18 protein-coding genes are annotated in these 20,765 nt (G+C 72.2%); 10 read left to right on the forward strand and 8 right to left on the reverse strand.

The annotated features are described in order from the left end of the window. Both QZ607_RS22620 and QZ607_RS22625 read right to left on the reverse strand, forming a co-directional pair. The coding region (locus tag QZ607_RS22620; protein ID WP_295887611.1) for a sel1 repeat family protein at positions 1 to 301 on the reverse strand (301 nt) is incomplete at its 3' end. A gap of 162 nt (positions 302 to 463) precedes the next feature. Next, positions 464 to 1,285, reverse strand: coding sequence for an inositol monophosphatase family protein (locus QZ607_RS22625; RefSeq protein WP_295887614.1), 822 nt, complete (start codon positions 1,283 to 1,285; stop codon positions 464 to 466). Positions 1,286 to 1,602: 317 nt separating this feature from the next. On the opposite strand from QZ607_RS22625, the gene QZ607_RS22630 reads away from it, so the two are divergent. Next, positions 1,603 to 3,489 carry a lytic transglycosylase domain-containing protein gene (locus tag QZ607_RS22630; protein WP_295887617.1) on the forward strand — a complete coding sequence of 629 codons (1,887 nt, stop codon included), beginning with the start codon at positions 1,603 to 1,605 and terminating at the stop codon, positions 3,487 to 3,489. A gap of 193 nt (positions 3,490 to 3,682) precedes the next feature. On the opposite strand, the gene QZ607_RS22635 is transcribed toward QZ607_RS22630, so the two are convergent. Beyond that, entirely contained in the window at positions 3,683 to 6,064 is a 2,382-nt protein-coding gene (locus tag QZ607_RS22635) for a hypothetical protein (RefSeq protein WP_295887619.1), read from the reverse strand. A gap of 199 nt (positions 6,065 to 6,263) precedes the next feature. On the opposite strand from QZ607_RS22635, the gene QZ607_RS22640 reads away from it, so the two are divergent. Beyond that, positions 6,264 to 6,968 (forward strand): hypothetical protein, encoded by a 705-nt coding sequence (locus QZ607_RS22640; protein ID WP_295887622.1) that lies wholly within the window; start codon positions 6,264 to 6,266, stop codon positions 6,966 to 6,968. Between the two features lie 6 nt (positions 6,969 to 6,974). Here QZ607_RS22640 and QZ607_RS22645 read toward each other — a convergent pair whose 3' ends face one another. Further along, on the reverse strand, positions 6,975 to 7,772 hold the full coding sequence (locus QZ607_RS22645) for a sulfite exporter TauE/SafE family protein (RefSeq protein ID WP_295887624.1): 798 nt from the start codon (positions 7,770 to 7,772) through the stop codon (positions 6,975 to 6,977). A 278-nt stretch (positions 7,773 to 8,050) separates the two neighbouring features. Here QZ607_RS22645 and QZ607_RS22650 point away from each other — a divergent pair, with 278 nt between their 5' ends. Continuing rightward, positions 8,051 to 8,947, forward strand: coding sequence for a complex I NDUFA9 subunit family protein (locus tag QZ607_RS22650; protein ID WP_295887627.1), 897 nt, complete (start codon positions 8,051 to 8,053; stop codon positions 8,945 to 8,947). Positions 8,948 to 9,041: 94 nt separating this feature from the next. Here the strand turns inward: QZ607_RS22650 and QZ607_RS22655 are convergent, their stop codons facing one another. After that, entirely contained in the window at positions 9,042 to 10,256 is a 1,215-nt protein-coding gene (locus tag QZ607_RS22655; protein WP_295887629.1) for an SAM-dependent methyltransferase, read from the reverse strand. Positions 10,257 to 10,438: 182 nt separating this feature from the next. Between QZ607_RS22655 and QZ607_RS22660 the strand changes: the two genes are divergently transcribed. From QZ607_RS22660 to QZ607_RS22675, 4 genes are all read left to right on the forward strand, one after another. Then, positions 10,439 to 11,212: a pteridine reductase gene (locus QZ607_RS22660; RefSeq protein ID WP_295887631.1), complete on the forward strand. Its 774-nt coding sequence runs from the start codon at positions 10,439 to 10,441 to the stop codon at positions 11,210 to 11,212. Between the two features lie 110 nt (positions 11,213 to 11,322). After that, entirely contained in the window at positions 11,323 to 11,826 is a 504-nt protein-coding gene (locus QZ607_RS22665) for a DUF2452 domain-containing protein (protein WP_295887634.1), read from the forward strand. A gap of 7 nt (positions 11,827 to 11,833) precedes the next feature. Then, the gene (locus QZ607_RS22670; RefSeq protein ID WP_295887635.1) at positions 11,834 to 13,126 is read left to right on the forward strand and encodes an ABC transporter substrate-binding protein; all 1,293 of its coding nucleotides are present in this window, start codon (positions 11,834 to 11,836) and stop codon (positions 13,124 to 13,126) included. Further along, a complete protein-coding gene (locus tag QZ607_RS22675) occupies positions 13,123 to 13,911 on the forward strand; it encodes a transporter substrate-binding domain-containing protein (RefSeq protein WP_295887637.1) in 789 nt (262 codons plus the stop codon). The genes QZ607_RS22670 and QZ607_RS22675 overlap by 4 nt, the downstream gene beginning before the upstream one ends. 141 nt (positions 13,912 to 14,052) lie before the next feature. Here QZ607_RS22675 and QZ607_RS22680 read toward each other — a convergent pair whose 3' ends face one another. From QZ607_RS22680 to folB, 3 genes are all read right to left on the reverse strand, one after another. Then, the gene (locus QZ607_RS22680) at positions 14,053 to 17,610 is read right to left on the reverse strand and encodes a mechanosensitive ion channel domain-containing protein (RefSeq protein ID WP_295887638.1); all 3,558 of its coding nucleotides are present in this window, start codon (positions 17,608 to 17,610) and stop codon (positions 14,053 to 14,055) included. A gap of 67 nt (positions 17,611 to 17,677) precedes the next feature. Next, positions 17,678 to 18,202, reverse strand: coding sequence for a 2-amino-4-hydroxy-6-hydroxymethyldihydropteridine diphosphokinase (folK, locus tag QZ607_RS22685; protein WP_295887641.1), 525 nt, complete (start codon positions 18,200 to 18,202; stop codon positions 17,678 to 17,680). Further along, positions 18,199 to 18,558 (reverse strand): dihydroneopterin aldolase, encoded by a 360-nt coding sequence (gene folB / locus QZ607_RS22690; RefSeq protein WP_295887644.1) that lies wholly within the window; start codon positions 18,556 to 18,558, stop codon positions 18,199 to 18,201. Before folB ends, folK begins: the two co-directional genes overlap by 4 nt. Before the next feature lie 184 nt (positions 18,559 to 18,742). Here folB and plsY point away from each other — a divergent pair, with 184 nt between their 5' ends. From plsY to QZ607_RS22705, 3 genes are all read left to right on the forward strand, one after another. Further along, entirely contained in the window at positions 18,743 to 19,378 is a 636-nt protein-coding gene (plsY, locus tag QZ607_RS22695) for a glycerol-3-phosphate 1-O-acyltransferase PlsY (RefSeq protein ID WP_295887673.1), read from the forward strand. A gap of 181 nt (positions 19,379 to 19,559) precedes the next feature. Next, positions 19,560 to 19,775: a 30S ribosomal protein S21 gene (gene rpsU / locus QZ607_RS22700; protein WP_058556564.1), complete on the forward strand. Its 216-nt coding sequence runs from the start codon at positions 19,560 to 19,562 to the stop codon at positions 19,773 to 19,775. 412 nt (positions 19,776 to 20,187) lie between these two features. Continuing rightward, the gene (locus QZ607_RS22705) at positions 20,188 to 20,631 is read left to right on the forward strand and encodes a GatB/YqeY domain-containing protein (protein ID WP_295887648.1); all 444 of its coding nucleotides are present in this window, start codon (positions 20,188 to 20,190) and stop codon (positions 20,629 to 20,631) included. Positions 20,632 to 20,765 lie beyond the last annotated feature (134 nt).

Consider the following 20,765-nt stretch of genomic DNA (forward strand, 5'->3'; position numbering starts at 1 on the left):
CGATGGCCTTCTCGGGGTTCTGGTCGGTGCACTCGCCTTGCATGTACATGAAGGCGAGGCCGTGCTGGGCGAGGCCCATGCCCTGCTCGGCGGCGGCCTTCATGTACTTGTAGGCGAGCAGCGGATTCGGGACCATGCCGAGGCCGTTCTGCGCCATGATGGCCATGCGGTACATGGCGTCGGCGTTGCCCTGCTCGGCGAGCGGCGACAGCAGGCCGGTGGCGCGGGAGAATTGCTTGGCCTCAAAGGCGGCGATGCCGCTGGTGAGGTCCATGTCCTGGTTGCTGATGTCTTCGGTCATGCGTGGGTGTCCTCGTCGTATGCCGTGGGTCGTATGCCGTGGGCCGTGTACTATGGATGGTGCAGATGCCCGCATCGGGCCGCCCCGGGAACTGCGGGCGGGGCGGGGCGATTGCCACCTCGGGAGCGGGCCACCTCGGGAGCGGGGGATGTCGCCCTGGCCTCAGCCCTGCATGGGCAGGCCCACGAACGCCCGCCAGCGACTCAGCAGCGCCTCATCGGCGGCGGCGAGGGCCAGGTGCTTGCCGAGCGCAAGGCCGTCTGTGGGCGTGTCGGCATCCGGGCGGTACAGGGCGCAGGCGCAGCCGGCTTCCTGGGCGATGAGCCGCCCGGCGGCGTGGTCCCAGAGCTTCTGCCCGCCGTGCAGATAGAGCTGGAAGCGCCCGGCGGCGAGCCAGCACCACTCCAGCGCCACCGCCCCCAGGTTGCGCTGGGAGCGGAAGCCGCCCTTGCGGAAGAGCGGTGCCACGCGCTCGGGCGGGATGCGCTTGAAGTCCACCACGGCGACGCAGTCGCCGAGCGCCGGGCCCGGTGCATAGGGCACCAGCGGCGTGCCGTCCAGGTGGGCGCCCTGCCCGCGCGCGGCGGTGAAGCACTCGTCCCGCAGCGGGTCCAGCACCAGCGCGAGCTCGCTGCGGCCGTCGCGCAGCAGCGCCAGAGAGATGCAGAAGCCCGGGAAGCCGCAGGTGAAGTTGCTGGTGCCGTCGAGCGGGTCCAGGCACCACAGGGGGCCGCCCGCATCCAGCAGGCGTTGCTGGTGCTGCGCGTCCATCTCCTCGCCGAGCAGGGCAACCTCTGGCCAGTGCTCCGCCAGGGCCTCGGTGAGCCGGCGCTGTACGCCGAGATCCGCGTCCGTCACCAGGCTGCCGTCGGCCTTGGCGGTGCCGGCGGTGGTGCGAAAGCGGGGCAGGATCTCCGTCCTGCCCGCCTCGCGGAGCAGGGCGCTCAGGGTGTGGAGGTCGGCGGCGGTGGGGGTGCTTGGCATCGGTGCTCCTCGTCGTTGTGTCGGGTCTCCAGCACGTTCAGGCTGGCGCTGGACGCCGCGTGTTGGCCCGGGATAATGGCGGCAACGCCCCTGCGGCGCCAGCGCCGGTGGGCTCCAGGCCGTCGCTGAGCATCGGCAACCCTTCGAACATTTCTACGCATCCGGAACCGGTGAGCGCGCTGCATCATCCATCCCGACCGAGAGCGGTCTCGACATCGGTGGCGAGATCCGATCCGCTGCTTGCACGGCGCCTGACTCGGCGCGCCCGCCGACCGGCATGGGCACTGCTGCTCGTGCTTGCATGGCCCATGGACGCCATGGGGTCAGCGCCCGACGTTGCCGGGCAACGCCGGGACTTCGTCGCAGCGGAGCGGGCGCTGGCCGCCGGCGACACGGAGACCTTCACGCAGCTCGCCGCCGGGCTGCGCGACTATCCGCTCTGGCCCTACCTGCGCTTGGCTGAGCTGCGCCGCGAGCTGAGGCCGGCGCATCGCCCTGAGATCGAAGCCTTCATCGATGCCTATGCCGGCACGGCGCCGGGTGAGACGCTGCGCCGGCTGTGGCTGAACGCCCTGCATGCGCGTGGCGATCATGCCGGCTATGTCCGTAATTATGCCGACAACGGCTCCGAGACCCGCGAATGTCGCTGGCGCCGAAGCCTGCTGGCGCTGGGCCGCGGCGATGCGGCCGTGGCGGGCATTGCCGAGCTCTACCTCACCGGGGCGTCATTGCCGGAGGTCTGCGACCCGGTCTTCGCGCATTGGCACGCCGTCGGCGGCCTGACGCCGGCGCTGGTGTGGCAGCGGGTGGGTCTGGCCCTGGCCCGCGGCAATACGGGTGTGGCGCGCTGGCAGCGCCGCTATCTGCCGCCGCGGCATCAGCGCTGGCTGGATCAGCACCTGGCGCTGCACCGCAATCCCAAAGCCCTGAAGGAGGCCGAGCTGCCGGACGACCCCGAGCAGCGCGTTGCCACGCTGGTGGCCGGTGTCGAGCGGCTGGCCCGGGACGACCCGCGCCTGGCCGCCGCCGACTGGGCCGTGCTCAAGGCCCGGGAGCTGGTCCCGCTGCCGGCCCGGGACCGAGCGGTCACCGCCATCGGCGCCGGCCTCGCCCGGGCCGGGGAGCGCTCGGCCCTGGTCTACCTGCGCCGGCTGCGCCCGCTGCCGGAGAACCTGGCGCTCCAGCGCGAGCGCCTGCGGGCGGCGCTCAGGCTCAGGGCCTGGCCCGAGATCATCGACTGGGTGCAGGCCCTACCGCCGGAGGAGCGCACGCGGGGCGAATGGCAGTACTGGCTCGCCCGGGCTTTCGGGAGGCGCGGCGACTTGGTGGGGGCCGCCCATGCCCTGGCCACGGCCGCCGACGAGCGCGACCTCTGGGGCTTTCGCGCCGCGGACCTGCTCGGGCGCCCGCCCGCGCTGCGCGAGCGGCCGACGCCGGCGGACCCGGCGGAGATCGAGCGCCTGCTGGCCGGGGACACGGCGCGGCGCATCCGCGAGCTGAAGGCCCTTGGGCGGCGCACCGAGGTCACCCGCGAGTGGCGCGAGCTCACCCGCGACGCCGCCCCGGACGCCCTGCGCACCGCGGCGCTGCTGGGCGAGCGCCTCGGGCTGGTGACCGAGTCCATTTTCACCCTGGCACGCAGCGATTACTGGGACGACATCCGACTGCGCTTCCCGCTGCGCTACGAGGGGATGGTCGCCGGCCGCGCCGCCGACTACGACCTGCCGCCGGAGTGGGTCTACGCGGTGATTCGGCAGGAGAGCGCCTTCGACGCCGATGTCGCCTCCCATGCCGGTGCGGTCGGCCTCATGCAGCTGATGCCGGGCACCGCGGGCGACATGGCCCGGGAGCTGGGGCGCCCGGCGCCGGGGCGGCTCGACCTCATCGACCCGGCGCTCAACATCGCCCTCGGCACCCGCTACCTCGCGGCCATGCGCGAGCGCTTCGGCGGCAACCAGGTGCTGGCCACCGCCGCCTACAACGCCGGACCGGGCGCCGTCTCCCGCTGGCTGCCGGATACCACCACGCCGGCGGACCTGTGGATGCTGGAGATCCCTTACCGGGAGACCCGGGACTATGTGCGCCGGGTGCTCACCTACCGCGTCATCTACGCCCAGCGCCTGGGGCTCACGGACTTCCGGCTCGGTGCCCTGTTCGCGCCCGTCACCTCGCCGTCGGAGCCGGCCACGGCGGCGGCGGAGTGAACGCAGGGCGCGCGCAGACGGCGGTTGGCGGAGACTGCACGATGTCCGAAGCTGGACAGGGCGCAGGCCAAAGCCCACCGTTGCACCGGCCATCGGCACCCGCCGATGCCCCGCACCGGGCACTTCCTACTGATACCCCGCACCCCGTACCCCTTACCCCGTACTTCGCACCCCTCACTTAGTACCTCCCCTGCTACCTCCCCACAGCCGCAAACTCGCCGCGCAGCCCGCCCATCACCGACTCGTCGGCAATCACCTCGAAATAGTGCCGGTGCTCGGCATCGGGCGCGCCCAGATCCGCGCCGTCCCAGGTGCACACCCGGGCACAGCGCACAGCGAGCCGTCGGGTGCGCCCCGCGAGGTCGTTGTAGCGGCCGACGAAGTAGAGCCCGTGCTCGTCACCGGGCACCGAGAGCCGGGTCTGGCGCAGTGCCACCTCGCGCTGGAGCTGAAAGAACGCCTGCTGCTCCAGCAGGATGCCGTTCACGTTCCAGCTGAGCAGCTCCTCTCCGCCGGCGGCGGTGGCCGCGGCCCCCGTGGGCTGCACCAGCATGGCGCGGTGGCCGCTGCCGGCGGGGTGCACGCCGCCGTGGCGCAGTGCCGCGGCGCAGGCGGAGAGCCGGTCGGCGGTGTTGATGGCGGCGGAGATCATGATCCGGCGCCCATCGTCGTACAGAAAATGCGGCTCCCGCGGTGAATAGGCGATGCCGAGTCCGAGCTCCAGCTCCGGCAGCCCGTGGCGTCGGTTCAGCACGTTCTGCATGGCTACCACGCGCAGGATGCTGCGCGCGAGGCCGCAGGCCCGGGCCACCGGCCGGCCGCTGCCCGCGTCGGCGCCGGCCTCGTCCTCGTAGTCGTACAGGGCCAGGATCACCGCGTCGCCCTCGACGAAGAGCTTCTCGGCGCCGAGCTCCGGCAGCAGCCGGTTCACGGGATCGAACAGGTTCAGGCTGAAGTGCGAGGCCGGGTTGAGCCCCCGGCGCACCAGCTCGTCGGTGATCCGCGTGGAGCCGCGGATGTCGGCCTTCACCACGGCATGGGCGCGCATGCGGCGCACCTGCGGCAGGGTCTCGGAGCGGGTTACGAATTCCCACAGGCTGCCGTTGGCCCGGGACAGGGTCACCTCGTCGCTGCTCTCGGCCAGGCGCAGGCGGTCCATGGCCTGATAGGTCTTGTAGGCGAGCTTGAGGTCACGCCGCAGCACCAGGAAATCGCCGATGAAGCGATCCATATAGCCGGCGCGCTCCTCGCCGTCGAGCCGGCGCAGCGCCGTCTGGCAGCGCTCCAGCATGCGCAGCGCCTCGGCGCGCTCCACCTGCGCGTCGAGCGTCGCCAGGCGATCGCTGAGCCGGCGCCGCGACAGATGGCCGGCACAATAATCGGCCACCAGGGCGAGCGGCAGCTCGGCACCGAGCTGCGCGCGCAGCGCCGGCATCCAGTAGCAGAGCACGATGCGGTCGATGAAGCCCGCGTGCACCAGGCGCCGGTGCAGTCCGGCGCGCAGCCCGCGGCGGAAGCCGAGCCAGCGCGTGGAGCTCCACTGCACAGGGGCCAGCAGCAGGGAGGAGTCGCCGCTGCCGGTCTCGGCGTCCGGTACCTGCATCAGGCGGCGGATGTTGGCCGGCTCGTCGAGCCAGCAGGTGCGGCCCTCCTGGTATTCCTCCGGCGCCATGAAGCCGCTCAGCAGCAGCTCGGTGGCGAGGAAGCCGCGCAGGATGCCCTGGTCGTTGCGCTCGCGCGGGTGCTCGGTGAGCTGCTGCGGTGCCAGGTCGCCCAGCACCTGGCGGCGGGCGTACTCGGGCAGGTAATCCGCCAGGGTGGCGAGCACCGCCTGGTTTGCGAGCCTGAGCCAGGAGCCGTCGCCACCGTCGCCCAAGGCCGCGATGAGGTAGTCCTGGGACAGCTCGGCCACATTGCCCGGGTCCGTCGCCAGCAGTACCGGGTTGAACAGCGCCTGGGTGGGCAGCGGCCAGGCGTCCGTGCTCACGGCGCTGCGCAGCTTGCCGAGCGGCCCCGACTCCAGCTTGCGCAGCTGGCGGAACAGGAGCTTCAGCACCCGGCGGTTGACGGCGGCGCCGTGGCGCTTCAGCAGCACCAGCTTCTCGTGCAGGGCCAGGCTGCGCCCGGTGCCCGCCGCCAGCGACTGCTGGCCCGCGCGCTGACATTCCTCCAGCTGGTTGCGGTGCTCGCGCATCACCAGCTCCAGCAGGCAGCGCAGCAGCGCCAGCTGCAGCAGCGCCAACAGCTCTGCCGACTGCGCCGAGGCATGCCGCTCCAGGGTCTGCTCGAAGAGGTTGGCGTAGTGGCGGCGGAAGCGCTCCAGGTCTTCGGCCCCCACCAGCTGCGCCGGCGTCTGGCCGACGGCCACCGCCATCTCCTCGGCGAAGAGCTTACGCACGGTGATGGCGGCGAGCTCGCGAAAGCGCGGGCTCAGGTGCACGTCCACATGGACGTTGTCGATGCCGGCGCCGAAGCCGTCGACGTCGAAAGTCCAGCTCGGCGGCTCCCGCATGGCCGCCAGGAAGGCCGACAGGCTGGGTCGCCAATTGCGCTCCAGGCTGCCGTTCTCAGGCATTCGCATGACTCCGCCCCGACGCCGGGGCCAAGCTCGCCACCGGTGTCTCCTGTGGTGATGGCGCCGGTGCGTGCCGGCGCCGTCGTGGAAGGGTGGCGCAGCCTCCCGGGCGCTGCCGCCACCTCTGTTATGCTGGTGGGTCGCCGCCGGCCCAGGTGCGGCCCGTCTCAGCCGTCGAGCTCCGTAACCCAGCCAAGCCATGCATCGCCGCCCACCCAACTGCCGCCGCCCGCCGTTGCCTCTCGGCTGCACCGGCGCCCGCGCCCAGGCGCTGCCCTGCGCCGCTGCGCTGCTGCTGCTGGCCGGGCTCGTCCTGCTGGGGCCGGCGGCACCGCAGCGGGCCGTGGCGGCCGACGTGTCCGCCAGCGCCCGGGTGTTCGCCGAGGCCATGGCGCGCATGATGGATGCCATGGGCCTGCTCGGCGATGACGGCGCACCCGCCGTGCCGCCGCCGGCAGCGGGCGCCATGCCCGGCGTCGGCGCGCCCTTCGGCATGGGCGCTCTGCCCTGGTCGGGCATGGCCGACAGCGGCATGCCGGACATGGGCGCCTGGATGCAGCAGATGCCGGGCATGGTGCGGCTGCCGGACGTGCCCGGCTGGCGGCGCACCAGCCTGGACGGCATTTGGGAGGGCCGTGACGGCGGGCTTCTGATCGTGCAGGCGCATCGCTTCCGGCTCTACGCCCCCCACGGTGACTACATCGAGGGCCTGATCCAGCAGCGGGGCGATCGCGTTGCCATGTATGACCCGGAGCATGACCTTGCCCGCCCCTACGAGTTCGCGCAACACCAAGGCCGGCTGGTGCTGCGCGATCCGGCGGGCCAAGTCTACCTGTATCGGCGTCTCTGGCATGATGATATCGGCTACGGTGCTGGTGCCGACATGGGCGCTGGCCAGCGCTGACGGGGCTTAGGCCAGCAGCAGGCGCAGCCCCACCGCCACCAGCAGGACCGCGAAGACCTGCTTCAGCGTGGCCGTCGGCAGCCGATGGGCGAGCTGTGCGCCGATGCCGGCCATGGGCACCGCCGCCGCCGCGATGGCGAGCGCGACCGGCCAGAGCACGAAGCCCAGGCTGTGCGCCGGCAAGCCCGCACGCCCCCAGCCGCTCAGCGCGAAGCCGAGGCTGCCCACCAGCGCCAAGGGCACGCCGCAGGCGCTGGAGGTGGCCACCGCCTGGCGCAGCACCACGCCGTGGCGGGCCAGATAGGGCACCAGCATGATGCCGCCGCCGATGCCGAGCACCGCGGACAGGGCGCCGATGGCACCGCCCGCCGTCAGCAGGCGATGGCCGCCCGGCAGCGGGCGTCCAGCGCTCGGCGTGCCCGCCGCGAGCAGCATGCGCGCGCCGCTCACCAGCAGGAACATTGCAAAGAGCCGCTTCAGCCACAGCGCCGGCAGCCAGCCGGCAAGGCCTGCGCCGGCGCCGGCGCCGAGGATCAGCCCGGGTGCGAGGCGCAGCACCAGTGTCCAGCGCACCGCGCCGCGGCGATGGTGCGACAGCGCCGAGGCCGAGCCCGCTGCCACCACCGTCGCCAGCGACGTGGCGACGGCCTGGTGGGGTGTCCAGGCACTGCCGGCGTCGAAGGCCGGCAGCAGGACGATGAGCGCCGGCACGATGACGGCGCCGCCGCCGATGCCGAGCAGCCCGGCGAGGAGCCCGGCGACGGCACCGACGGCGGCGAAGGCGAGGGCGGCCGTGGGCTCCATCCGGGGGGCTCCCGTGGTGTGGCTGGCAGTGGCGGCGTGGCGACGGCTCGCTCGGCCGTGCTCTGCGGTCTTTGCCCGAGCGCGGCCGAGGGCGCCCCGCGCCCGGTGTTGCGGCATAATACCGCGCCGCGCGCCCCTGCCTGCGCGGGCCCTGCCGCCTTGCTGCGGCTTCTGTTGTGCTCCACGCCCGCCTGCGGACGCCCGCCGCCCGCTGCGGCACCCGACGCAGCAGCACGGGCTGGCGCTCCACACAACACCAAGCACCGGATCTGCAATCCATGAAGCGACAGCGAGCCTGCATCATCGGCGGCACCGGCTTCGTCGGCCGCCACCTGCTCACGCGTCTGCGCGACGCCGGCTATCACTGTGTCGTGCCCACGCGGCGCGCGTTCCGCCACCGCGACCTCAGGCTCTATCCCGACGTGGAGCTGCAGGAGGTGACGGCGGCGACGGATTATGCCGGGCTCTTTGCGGGCTGCTCGCTGGTGGTCAACCTCGCCGGCATCCTGAACGAGTCCGGCGGCCTGACCTTTCAGTCCGTGCACGTGGACCTGGTGCGGCGCATCGTCGCGGCGGCACAGGCGGTGGGCGTGCCGCGGCTGCTGCACATGAGCGCGCTGCATGCCGATGCCGAGCGCGGCGGCAGCGACTATCTGCGCTCCAAGGGGGAGGGGGAGGACATTGCCCATGGCGCGGGGCTCGCGGTGACGAGCTTCCGCCCCTCGGTGATCTTCGGCCGCGGCGACAGCTTCTTCAACCGCTTCCGCGGCCTGCTGGACCTGGCCCCGGGCATGGTGCCGCTGGCCTGTCCAAACGCGCAGTTCGCCCCCGTGTGGGTGGACGATGTGGCGCAGGCCATGGTGCGCAGCATCGGCGATGAGCGCACGATGGGGCAGCGCTACGACCTGTGCGGCCCCAAGGTACTGACACTGGAGGATCTCATGGCCTACACCGCGCGCACCCTCGGCAAGCGGGTCTGGATCATCGGGCTCGACGACAAGCGCTCGGAGCTCATGGCGAAGCTCCTCGGCAAGCTGCCGGGGGCGCCGATTACGCTGGACAACTACCGTTCCATGCAGACGCCCAGCGTGTGCGATGAGCACAATGGGCTGCTCCAGCTCGGCATCCATCCCACCGACATCGACACCATCGTGCCCACCTATCTGGCCGGGTGAGCATGCGCGGGATGTCGCTGTATTCAGTATACCGTCCCCGCTTTTTGGTATTCAGTATACCGTCCCCGTTTTGTCCCCGTTTGGGGGGCAGGTGTCAGGATGGATGGGGGGACTGGAGGCGCTCGCGGAGGTCGCGCAGCGCGAAGCCGCACCAGCCGGCGGGCGGGGGCCTGAGGCCGCGGGTGAGGGCCAGCGCCTGGAAGCGCTCCCCCATGGCGGCCGGCAGCACCAGCTGCTTGGCGCCGGCGGCGAGGTCGAGCAGGGCCTCGGCGTCGGCGGCGGCGGCGTGCAGGTGGCGGTCCAGCCCGCAGCCGATGAGAAAGTTGGCCTGGGTGGTGTAGCCGGCGAGCGTGAGGCCGGCGGCGGTACCCGCCTCGGCCACGGCGGTGAAGTCCACGTGTGCCGTGATGTCCTGCAGACCCAGGTGTGCATAGGGGTCGGCGTGCGCCCGGTGCCGGTGGTGGCAGAGCAGGGTGCCGTCGCGGCGCTCGGGCAGGTAGAGCTCGCGGCGCGGATAGCCGTAGTCGATGATGAGCACCATGCCCGCGTCGAGCCCGTCTGCGAGCAGCGCGAGCCAGGGGGCGAGGCGCAGGTTGATCTCCCCGCAGAGCCCGTCGGCCAGCAGCGCTTCCGGCAGCCGCAGCGCATCCACGGCCGCCGCGAGCCCGGGGGTCACCGGCGCGGCGGGCACCGCCGTGAAGGTGTCACCGTCGCACTGCACCAGCATCTCGCGCACGGCGCCCGGCACCTGCGCCGGGGTCGTGCCCGGCGGCAGGCAGAAGCGGTGCACCGGCAGGGCGTCCACCACCTCGTTGGCGATGATCAGGCCGCGCAGGGACGCAGGTGGCGTCTGTACCCAATGGACGCGCGCCGCGAGCTCGGGCAGGCGCTCGGCGAGCAGCCGGTGCTGCCGCGCGGCGAGGTCGGGGCTCGGCTCCAGAATCCCGTAGCGCTCGGGCAGTCTGTTCAGCGCCGCCAGCGCCGGCAACAGCTCGGCGGCGAGCGCCCCGCTGCCGGCGCCGAGCTCCAGGATGTCGCCGCCGCCCAGGGCGTCCAGCGCCTCGGCGCACTGCGTGGCAAGGCAGCGCCCGAACAGCGGCGAGAGCTCCGGGGCGGTGACAAAGTCCCCCGCCGGCCCCAACTTGGTCATGCCGGCGGCGTAGTAGCCGAGCCCCGGCGCGTACAGCGCGAGGTCCATGAAGCGGTCGAAGGGCAGGGCGCCGCCGGCGGCGGCGATCTCCCGGCGGATCAGCGCCGCAAGCCGGGCGCTGTGGGCTGCGGCATCGTCTGCGCCTGTGGGTCGGGTCATGCAGCGGCGGGCTCAGTGGTGCGGCGACGGTGAAGCGATCACCCAGGTCGGCGCAGTCTAACCCGGCGCTGCGGTGTACGCCTGCGGGCGCCGCGCCAGACCCCGTGCCCTGACCCATCTCCTGACCCCATCTCAGGCCGGCGCCGCGCCGCCAACGCACATCAGCAACGAGGGTTCCCATCGTGAGCGAGGTTGAGCCGCATCCCAACCCCGACCGGCCGCTGGCACCGCGGGTGGCACTGATCACCGGCGCGGCCCAGCGCATCGGTGCCGCCATTGCGCGCATGCTCCACGCTGCGGGCTATGACCTGGTGCTGCACTACCGCCACTCCGGGGATGCGGCGGCGGCGCTGAAGGCGGAGCTGGAGGCGGACCGCCCGGATTCTGTCCGATTGGTGCGCGCCGACCTGCTGGAGCCCGAGGCCCCCGCCAAGCTCGTGGACGCCGTGCGCGACTTCCACAACCGCCTGGATGCGCTGGTGAACAACGCCTCCAGCTTCTACCCCACGCCGCTGGCGGACGCCACCGAGGTGCAGTGGGCCGAGCTCATCGGCACCAATCTCAAGGCGCCCTTCTTCCTGGCGCAGGCGGCGGCGCCGATGCTCGCGGCGGCCGAGGGCAGTATCGTGAATCTGGTTGACATCCACGCCGAGCGCCCGCACACGGACCACCCCATCTATTCCATCGCCAAGGCCGGCAATGCGATGATGGTGCGCTCACTGGCGCGGGAGCTCGGGCCGCGGGTGCGCGTGAACGGCGTCTCGCCGGGCGCCATTCTGTGGCCGGACCAGGGGCTGTCGGCGTCCGCCAAGGAGACCATCCTGGCACGCACCGCCCTGGCGCGGGCCGGTACGCCGGAGGACATCGCCCGTACCGTGCTGTTTCTGGCGCGTGACGCGCACTATGTCACGGGTCAGGTCATCGCCGTGGATGGCGGTCGCACCATCCAGCAATAGCGACGCCCCCAGCCGCCGCCCGCCATTCGCCCCGAGCCGCCGCCCCGCTCAGACCCGCCTGTCGGGCCCGAGCCCGCCGCATCCACCGACCACAGACCCGGGACCAGACCATGAGTGACGACGACAAGGCCCTGCTGCACCGCGGCGACGCGCGCAGCTCGCCCTACCCCGTGAGCCGGCTCGCGCCGGCCTTCCAGGCACCGGAGCTGGCGGAGGAGGTCGCCCGGGCCGAGTCCATGCTGAGCGCGCGCACCAGCGCCAAGCTCCGCGTCATCGCCGACCAGATCAAGGCGCTTCAGGCGGAGGCGCACAAGGTGCTGGACGAGGCCCGGGACGAGCAGGCCCTGACCCATGCCGAGTGCGCCTTCAAGCGCATCCCCGGCAAGGTCTACCACCTCTACCGCAAGGCCGGCGGCGACACCTACTTCTCCATGCTCTCGCCGGCGGACTGGCAGGGCCGCCCGCCGGATGCCTTTGCCGGGTCGTATCGCCTGGAGGCCGATTATTCCTGGACACCGGCGGAGCGGCTCGGGGACACCGACGACACGGGCCAAGTGGTCCAGCAGCTGCTGCGCATCGGCGGCCTGGCCGGCGACGACCAGCGCGACGACTGACGCCGCCGTGCGCAGGCGCCATGCCAACACCCTGGGGCGGTTGACGGCCGTCTGTCTGGCCCTCGTCGCCGGCGTGCTGCCCGGCCCGGCGGCCGGCGAGCGGCTCACCATCGCCTGCGGGCGCTTTGCCTCCGAGTACACCCTCTGTCGCGAGGCCGCCCAGCAATGGGCCGAGGCCACGGGGCACGAGGTGCGCCTGCTGGCCCCGCCGGAAGCGGCCGACGACCGCCTGGCGCTGTTCCAGGAGCTGCTGGGCGTGCGCGCCCGACAGCTCGACGTGCTGGAGATCGACATCGTCTGGCCCGGCATGCTGGGGGAGCACCTGCTGGATCTGGGCCCCGAGCTGGGCACCGCGGTGGAGGACTTCGAGCCCGCGCTCATCACCAACAACACCGTGCGCGGGCGGCTGGTGGCCCTGCCCTGGTTCCTGGATCTGGGCCTGCTCTTCTACCGGCGCGACCTGCTGGAGGCGGCAGATCTGGCGGTGCCGGAGACCTGGGCCGAGCTGGAAGACGCGGCCACCGTGCTCCAGGACGGCCGGCGTGCCCACGGCGACAACCGCTTCTGGGGCTACATCTGGCAGGGCTGGACCTACGAGGGACTCACCTGCAACGTCATGGAATGGCTCGGCAGCTGGGGCGGCGGGCAGATCATCAGTCGCACCGGGCGGGTCACCATCGACAACCCCCATGCCGCCTACGCACTCAAGCGCGCCGCCGACTGGCTCGGCATCATCTCGCCGGAAGCCGTGCTGGTGCAGACCGAGCCGGAGAGCCTGGCGCAGTTCCGCGCCGGGCATGCCGCCTTCATGCGCAACTGGCCCTACGCCTGGGCGGAGCTGAACGCCCCGCAGTCGCCGGTGCGCGGCAAGGTCGGCGTGGCCCTGCTGCCCCGCGGCGGCGGTGACCATCCGCATGGCGCGACCCTGGGCGGCTGGCAGCTCGCGGTGTCGCGCTACTCCGAGCATCCGGCGCTGGCCCTGGATCTGGTGCGCCACCTCACCAGCGCGGCCGTGCAGCGCGAGCGCGCGCTGACGGGCAGCTACATCCCCACCCGGCCGGCGCTGCTGCAAGACCCTGAGCTGCTGGACGCCGAGCCCTACCTTGCCCTGCTGACGCGTCCCGAGCTGGCCCTGGTGGCGCGCCCGTCGACCCCGGTGGGGGATGCCTATGCCACCGTCAGCAAGCTGGTGCAGCGCGCCGTGTTCCGCATCCTGGACGAGCAGGCGAAGGTTGAGACGACTCTGCCGGCGCTGTCGGCGGAGCTCGATCAGCTCGGGCGGGCGGGGGTGGCCCGGTGACGGTCGCCGCCCGCATGCTGGCCCTCGCGCTGCTGCTGGCCGCGGCACCCGGCCTGGCGGACCTGCGCATCGGCGTGTTCGGGCAGGACCCGCCCTTCAGCTTCGTGGACGAGAACGGGGCGCTGGCCGGCTTCGACATCGACATCGCCGAGGCCCTGTGTGCGCAGGCGCGCTTCGAATGCGAGCTGGTGCCGACGGACTGGGGCGGGTTGCTGCGCGGGCTTGAGGAGCGCGACCTGGATGCGGTGGTGGCCTCGGTGGCCATCACGGAGGCGCGCCGTGAGCGGGTCCTGTTCACCCGGCCGTACTACCGCAGCCAGTCGCGGTTCGTTGCGCCCGCCGGCGGCTTCGACGCGGTGACACCGGCGGCTTTGATGGGCAAGCGCATCGGCGTGTGGCGCGACACCACCATGGACGCGTATCTCAGTGCGAACTACGCCGGCCACGCGGTCATCGTCCGCTACAGCACCCAGCTCGGGGCCCTGCTGGATCTGGTGCTGGGGCGCGTGGACCTGGTGCTGGGCGATGCGCTGTCGCTGCAACGCAACTTCCTCGATACCCCCCATGCTGCGGACTTCGAGCTCGTGGGGCCGCCCATCGACGCCCCGGAATGGCTCGGCGACGGCATCGGCGTCGCGGTGGCGCGACATAACCGGGGGCTGCGGCAGCTGCTCGACCGCACCATCGCCGACATCCATGTCAACGGCGTCTTCGAGCGTATCCGCCGGCGCTGGCTCGACACCGAGGCGGACGTCGCCGGGCGCCCGCGCAGTGCAGGCGATTAGCGGCCTGACGATGGTCCCCGTCGCGCCCTGACTGGCGCCGGACCCGGCGCCGGGTCCGGTGCCGGGTCCGGCGCGGCTGCAGGCGCCCGGCCGGACCACGGCCAGGCACGCGCCCCGCGCCGGCGTTGTCCGCAGACAGGCTCAGAGCCCGGGCTTGGCTGCACCGAGGTTGGCCAGCAGGCCGCGGCTGTCGTCGTCAAGGTGCATGGTCACGTCGCGCTTGGCATGCGGCATCTGGATGCCGTGCTCGCGGAAGCTGCGGCCGATGGCGAGCAGGACTTCAGAGCGGATGCTGAGCGCCCCCGGGCCCTCGTTCATGCGGAAGCAGTACTGGACGCGGATGTCCACCGAGGACTCCGAGTATTCCCACAGAAACACGCCCGGCGCCGGGTCTGCGAGTACGTGTGGGTGGCGGCGCAGGATGCGCTCGATGAGGCGGATGGCCAGCTCCGGGTCGTCCTCGTAGCGGATGCGGATGTAGTGCACGTTGCGCAGCAGGTCGTCGCTGCGGGTCCAGTTGGTGAACTCGCCGCTGATCACCGAGCCGTTGGGGATGATGACCTCCTGCTTGTCCAGCGTGCGCATGGTGAGCGAGCGGATGCCGATGCGCGTGACGCTGCCCAGGTTGCTGCCGATGCTGACAAAGTCCCCCACCTTGAGGGGCCGCTCCGCCAGCAGCAGCACGCCGGAGACGAAGTTGTTGATGATGTTCTGGAGCCCGAAGCCGATGCCGACGCCGAGGCTCGCCGCGAACACCGTGAGCGTGGTGATGTCGAAGCCGATGATCCGCAGCGCCAGCAGCACGCCGGCGACGATGATCACGTACTGGGTGAAGGTGGCGAGCGCCTGGCGCAGGCCCGCGTCGCGCACCCGGCGGTAGGCCAGGTTGTAGCTCACCTGCTGGCTCCAGCCGCCGACGTAGAACACGCTGGCCACCAGCACCACGGCGAGCAGGATGTCCGTCACGGTGAAGGCGCTCTCGCCGAGCCGGAACAGCGGCGTGTTGAGGAGTCCGAGCAGCCAGCGCACCACCGGTGTGTCCGCGTGCCAGTCCCAGAGCCGCAGCAACAGCCAGCCGGCGCCGAGAACCGACACCAGCACGCCGAGCCGGTAGCCGGGCTCGACGAAGTGGGTGCGCCAGAAGTCGGCCAGCTCGTCGGTGACGGGCGTCGGCGGCAGTGCGGCGGCCGCATCCTCCTCGGCGCCCGCGGCGTCTTCGGCCTCGTCGCTGCCCTCGACCTGCTCGGCGCGGGCCGCAGCGTCGAGGCTCTGCGTGTCCGCCGTGTCCGCGGCTGGCTCGGCGCTCAGCTGCTCAGGCGCGAGGTGTGCGACGGCGCGGTCACGCAGATCCGCCAGGATGCCGATGACGACGGCGAGCGCCAGTCCCACCACAACCCCCCAGCCCAGGTAGGTGAGCAGCGCCCAGGCGAGGTTGATGTAGCCGAGGATGCCGATCAGACCCACGCCCACCAGGAAAATGGGCAGTAGCCGCGACAGCATGGCCAGGGCGGCGGGCACCCGGCGGCGGCGCCCGCCGGCCTGGGTGGCGAAGCCGCGGAACAGACCATGCAGGGCGAAGGCCGGCAGGGCCAGCGCCAGCACGCCGAGCATGGCGAGCCGATCCAGCAGGTCTGCGAGGATGGGCGCCACCGGCAACGCGCGGGTCAGGATGTAGAGGGCTGCGATGACGGTGGCGAGCAGCAGGCCCAGACGCAGCTTGCGGTGGAAGCGCCTGCGCGCAAGCCTGACGCTGCCCGCCGCCGCGGTGTCATCGGCCCCTTGCGTGCTGACCTGCGGTGCTGTCCCGGCTTCTGCTGCGGCGGCGTCCGCGCCACCCCCGTGCGCCTGCAGCATGCGCGTCTGCGCCGGGTCCGCCTGTGCAGGCTCCGGGGCGGGCTGCCGGGCGGACTCTGGGGTGGACTCTGGGGCGGGCTCTGGGGCGGGCTCTGGGGCGGGCTCTGGGGCGGCCGCCGGGATTGCCGCCGGCGTGCGATCAGTGGCGGTCGCCGGTGCCTGGTCTGCGTCTGCCCCGGTCTGCGTCGCGGCGTCTGCCGCTTCCGCGTGCACTGCCTGCTGGTGCGCCTGCGCACGCAGCAGCTCCCGGCTCAGGGACAGCACGAAGGCCAGCAGCGCCGGCAGCAGCAACAGCAGCAGAATCGGCACCAGGGACTTGGCGGAGATCTCGTAGACGAGCGCCACCAGCAGCCAGAGCAGGGCCGGCAGCAGCGCCGGCAGCACCCGGGAGAGCGGTCGCGCGAAGACGGCGAGGTGGCTGTCCGCCGCCTGTGCCCGGGACCAGCGGCGCAGCAGCCGCGCGCCCCACAGCACCGGCACGGTCAGCCCCAGCGCAACCGTGAGGAGCAGCGCGTTGCGGCGCGATCCCGCCGCGTCGCTGCCCGCGCGCAGCTCCTCGCGCACGGCGCTCAGCGACCGCGCCAGCAGCTGCGGCAGGTGCAGGGCGTTGTCCGCGAGGCGTTGCCAGTCCGCGGCGCTCCGCGGCAACGGACGGCGCTCGACGAGGGTGTAGGCATAGCGCTCGGCGATGATGCGCTCGTACACCTCGCGCTCCTGTGCGGCCTGCCCGCGCAGGGCCTCGATGTCGGCCCGCTGCAGCTCCATGGCCGTTCCCAGGTCGTCGAGGAGCGACAGATCCAGCGCCGCCTCGCCGCCCGGGCGCGCCAGGGCGGCACGCTTGGCATGCAGCACCTCGCGCTGTGCGTCCAGGGCGGCGGTGATCTGGACCAGGTTCGCGTCCACCGCGGCCACGCGGCGCTCGGCCCCGCGCAGCACGTGCAGGGGCATGAGCTCGTCGCGGCGCAGGGTGCGGAGATCGTCCAGGGCATTGCCCGCCAGGATCAGCTCCAGGTCGTTCTGGCGCAGGAAGCTGCGGGTGACGGCGTCGTCGAGGCGCAGGTCCAGCGCGGCGCGCCGTGCCTGCTGCGCCGGCTCGTCGCCTGCCGGCTCGGCGCTGCTGCGCATCAGGCGCGCGGCGCGGCGCAGGTGATCGGCGATGACCGACTCCAGCAGTGGCACCCGCGGGTCCTGCTCGAACAGGCCGGCGCGCTCCAGCTCGCTCAGGCGCAGGCGGCTCTGCAGCAGCCGCAGCCGGTCCCCGAGCAGCGCGGCGTAGCGCCGGTTGCCGCGCAGTGCCTCGCGATAGCTGGCAATGAGCCGCTCGGTGAGCCCGGCCTGCGTCGCCAGCAGATCGCGGGCGACCTCGTTGCGCAGGTCGCCGACGGTGGCCTCGCGCTGGTCGGTGGCCGCATCCGCGATGGCCTGGTCCAGTTGCGCGATCTGCTCGGTGAGGCGCTCCAGCGCCAGGGTGCGCTGCTCGATGCGACCCTGGATGACGGCGGCGCGCGACTGCACGGAATCCAGCGCGAGCCGCGCCTGCCGCAGCGCTTCGGCGGAGATGTCTTTGCCATAGAGCGTCAGCTCGTCCCGGGCCAGGCGCCGGGCGACCTTGGCCTGCTCTGCGGCGCGGCGGCTGCTGGTGGCGTCGATCTCGTCGATCAGGCCCGCGAGCTGGTCGTTCTCGCGCTGGATCTCGCGCAGGTCCGGGATTTTGGGCTCCGCGCCGCCGCCGGGCGCGACCACCACCAGCACCAGCGCGCTCGCCAGCACGGCCGCGCGCCGCCGCCATCCGCGCCGGCGCAGACGGGCAGGGGTGGCGTATGGCGTTGGCTCGGCGCGGGTCATGGGGCGGCACTGGGTGGCGGACGACCCGCGAGTGTACCCGAGCGCCGGCGCAGCGGTTGCGGCGGGCTCAGGCCGGCAGCGCAAGCGGCACGCGCCCGAGCGTGCCCGTGTCCTGCGCCATCTGCTCCCAGAGCGCGGCGTAGGTCTGGCCCGTCTCGGGGTGGCGCTCGGTGGGTGCCACGTCGGCGAGGGGCTTCAGCACGAAGGCGTACTTCAGGATCTCGTCCCGGGGCAGGGCGCAGCCGTCGATGGTGCCGGCGGCGTCGCCCCAGGTGAGCAGGTCCAGGTCGAGTGTGCGCGGGGCGAACTTCTTGGGGCCCCGGACGCGGCCGTGGGCGTCTTCGATGTCCCGCAGGGTCTGGTTGATGGCGGCCACCGATTGGTCGCTGTCCATACCGACCACGAGGTTGTAGAAGGCATCGCCCTCGAAGCCGACGGCCGCGGTCTCGTAGACGGGCGAGATCACCAGCCCCCCGAAGTGCCGGCGCAGGTCGGCCACGGCGCCGCGGATGGAGCGCTTGCGGTCGACATTGCTGCCGACGCTGATCCAGCAGCGGCGCGTCGCGGCGTCCCGCGGGCTGCCGGGGGTCATGCCGGGCGCTCGCCGCGCTCGATGATGACACCGACACCGGCGGCATCCGTGACGGCGCCGACCTTGTCCAGCCTGATGCGCACCCAGGGCACGCCGAACTCCTCGCGGATGATGGCGGCGCAGCGCTCGGCGAGGGTCTCCACCAGCTCGAATCTGGCCTCGCCCACGAACTGCTTCAGGCGCTTGGAGATGGACTTGTAGTCCAGGGCGTCCTCGATGCGGTCGGTGGCAGCGGCCTTGGCGTTGTCGCCGGCCATCTCGATGTCGAGCACCACGGGCTGCTTGATCTGCTTTTCCCAGTCGTAGATGCCGATGACGGTTTCGATGCGCAGTTGACGGAGGAAGACGATGTCCATGGGGAATGGCTGAGGGCTGAGGGCTGAGGGGCTCCCAGCCGGCTTGGGCGGCTGGGCCTGTGATCGTTGTCCTGGTCGCGCGGTAGGGTGGCGGCGTGTCGGGTCTTTGCAAGCTTGCGGGTGCTTGCGTGCGGCTCAGGCTTGACCGCGGGGGCGGCAGCCGGTCCAATGCCGCGCCATGGATATGACATTCGTCACCGCCGGCACCCTGGTGCTCGCTGCCTACCTGCTGGGGTCGGTCTCCAGTGCCATCATCGTCTGCCGGCTCATGGGGCTGCCGGACCCGCGCACCCTGGGCTCCAATAACCCGGGCGCCACCAATGTGCTGCGCATCGGCGGGGCCAAGGCCAAGCCGGCGGCGGCCGTTACGCTGGCCGGGGACATGCTGAAGGGTCTGGTGCCCATGCTCGCGGCCCACGCCCTCGGGGCGCAGCCGCTGGTGCTGGCGCTCGTGGGCATCGCCGCCTTCGTCGGGCACCTGTTCCCGGTGTTCTTCGGCTTCCGCGGCGGCAAGGGCGTGGCCACCGCACTCGGCGTGCAGTTCGGGCTCTACTGGCCCATCGGCGCCGTGACGGCGGCGGTGTGGCTCTTCGTGGCCAAGGTGCTGAAGATCTCCTCCCTCTCCGCGCTGGCGTCCATGGCGCTGGCGCCGCTGGTGGTCTGGTACTTCCGGCCGGAACCCGCGCTCATCGGCATGCAGTTGGTGGTGACGGGGCTGCTCTTTCTGCGCCACCGCAGCAACATCCGCAAGCTCCTGCGCGGGGACGAGGACCGCATCGGCGCGGCGGCGGACGCGGGCGGCTCGACGCCGGAGTCCTGAGCCGCAGCCGGCGCGTCGGCCGGCGATGGCGACGCGCCAGCCCAAAGGGCCAGTCCAATGCGCCGGCTCGGGCTTGCCAGCGCCGGCAAGCACAACGCATAATGCGGGATTACGCATGCGCCGGGCAGGCTGAGGCCGTCCCGGCGATCGCCCGTTCCACCGCGTGATCCAAGGATTCTTCATGCCCAGCGTCCGCATCAAAGAGAACGAGCCCTTCGAGGTGGCCCTGCGCCGCTTCAAGCGCTCCTGTGAGAAGGCCGGCGTCCTCGCCGAGGTCCGCCGCCGCGAGTTCTACGAGAAGCCCACGGCCGAGCGCAAGCGCAAGAAGGCCGCAGCCGTGAAACGCCATCATAAGAAGCTCTCGCGCGAGGCGCGGCGCTGGGAGCGGCCCTACTGAGGCCGTCCCTGCGAATGGAGCGGCGTTCGCGGGGACGCCGGGGCCGCGCTGCCGCAGCCTGCTCACTGCACACCGAGCTGCTGTGGTCTTGAGCACAGACCCGACCGCGGCCTGCCGGCTTCGGTGCCATTGCGCTGGGATGCAGACGGCTGAGTGTGGCCCTGTGACGCGCCATCCCTGGCCTGATTGGCTGATGGCCTGTCCGACCGGCTCCCGTCAGTCAGCGCCACCGGTACCAGCTCCCCTGGACGGGCCTCCAGAGTGTCTCCCAGACCAGGCCCCAGATTCAGGTCCCAGATCAGGCCCCAGACTAGATCCCAGATTCAGGCCCCAGATCAGGCCCCAGATTCAGGCCCCAGATTCAGGCCCCAGAGTATCCCCCCGACCAGCCCCCAGACACTGACCCGCCGTCATGCTGAAGCAGCATCTCACCGATGACATGAAGGCCGCCATGAAGGCCGGCGACAAGCCGCGCCTCGGCGTCATCCGGCTCATCAACGCCGCCGTCAAGCAGCGCGAGGTGGACGAGCGCATCGAGCTGGACGATACGCAAGTGCTGTCGGTGCTGGAGAAAATGGTCAAGCAGCGCCGGGATTCCATCGCCCAGTACGAAGCGGCCGGACGTGACGACCTCGCCAGCGGCGAGCGCTTCGAGCTCGGCATCATCCAAGGCTACCTGCCCGAGGCCCTGTCCGAGACCGAGGTGGAGGGTCTCATCGACGAGGCCTTGGCGGCCACCGGCGCCGCGTCCATGCGCGACATGGGCAAGCTCATGGGCTGGCTCAAGCCGCAGCTCCAGGGTCGCGCCGACATGGGCGACGTGAGTCAGCGCGTCAAGGCGCGGCTCGGCGGCTGAGGCCGGCGCGGCGCTGCCGACCCCGACCACCCCGCGCGCGCCGGTGAGGGGCTCCCCGGCGGGCCGCTCCGCCGGCGCCGGTGGGCATTGATCAAGCATCCGCCCCGGACAGGGCCGCGACTGACCGCCACTGA

The organism is uncultured Thiohalocapsa sp., from assembly GCF_913063425.1.
In the GTDB taxonomy this organism is placed as follows: domain Bacteria; phylum Pseudomonadota; class Gammaproteobacteria; order Chromatiales; family Chromatiaceae; genus Thiohalocapsa.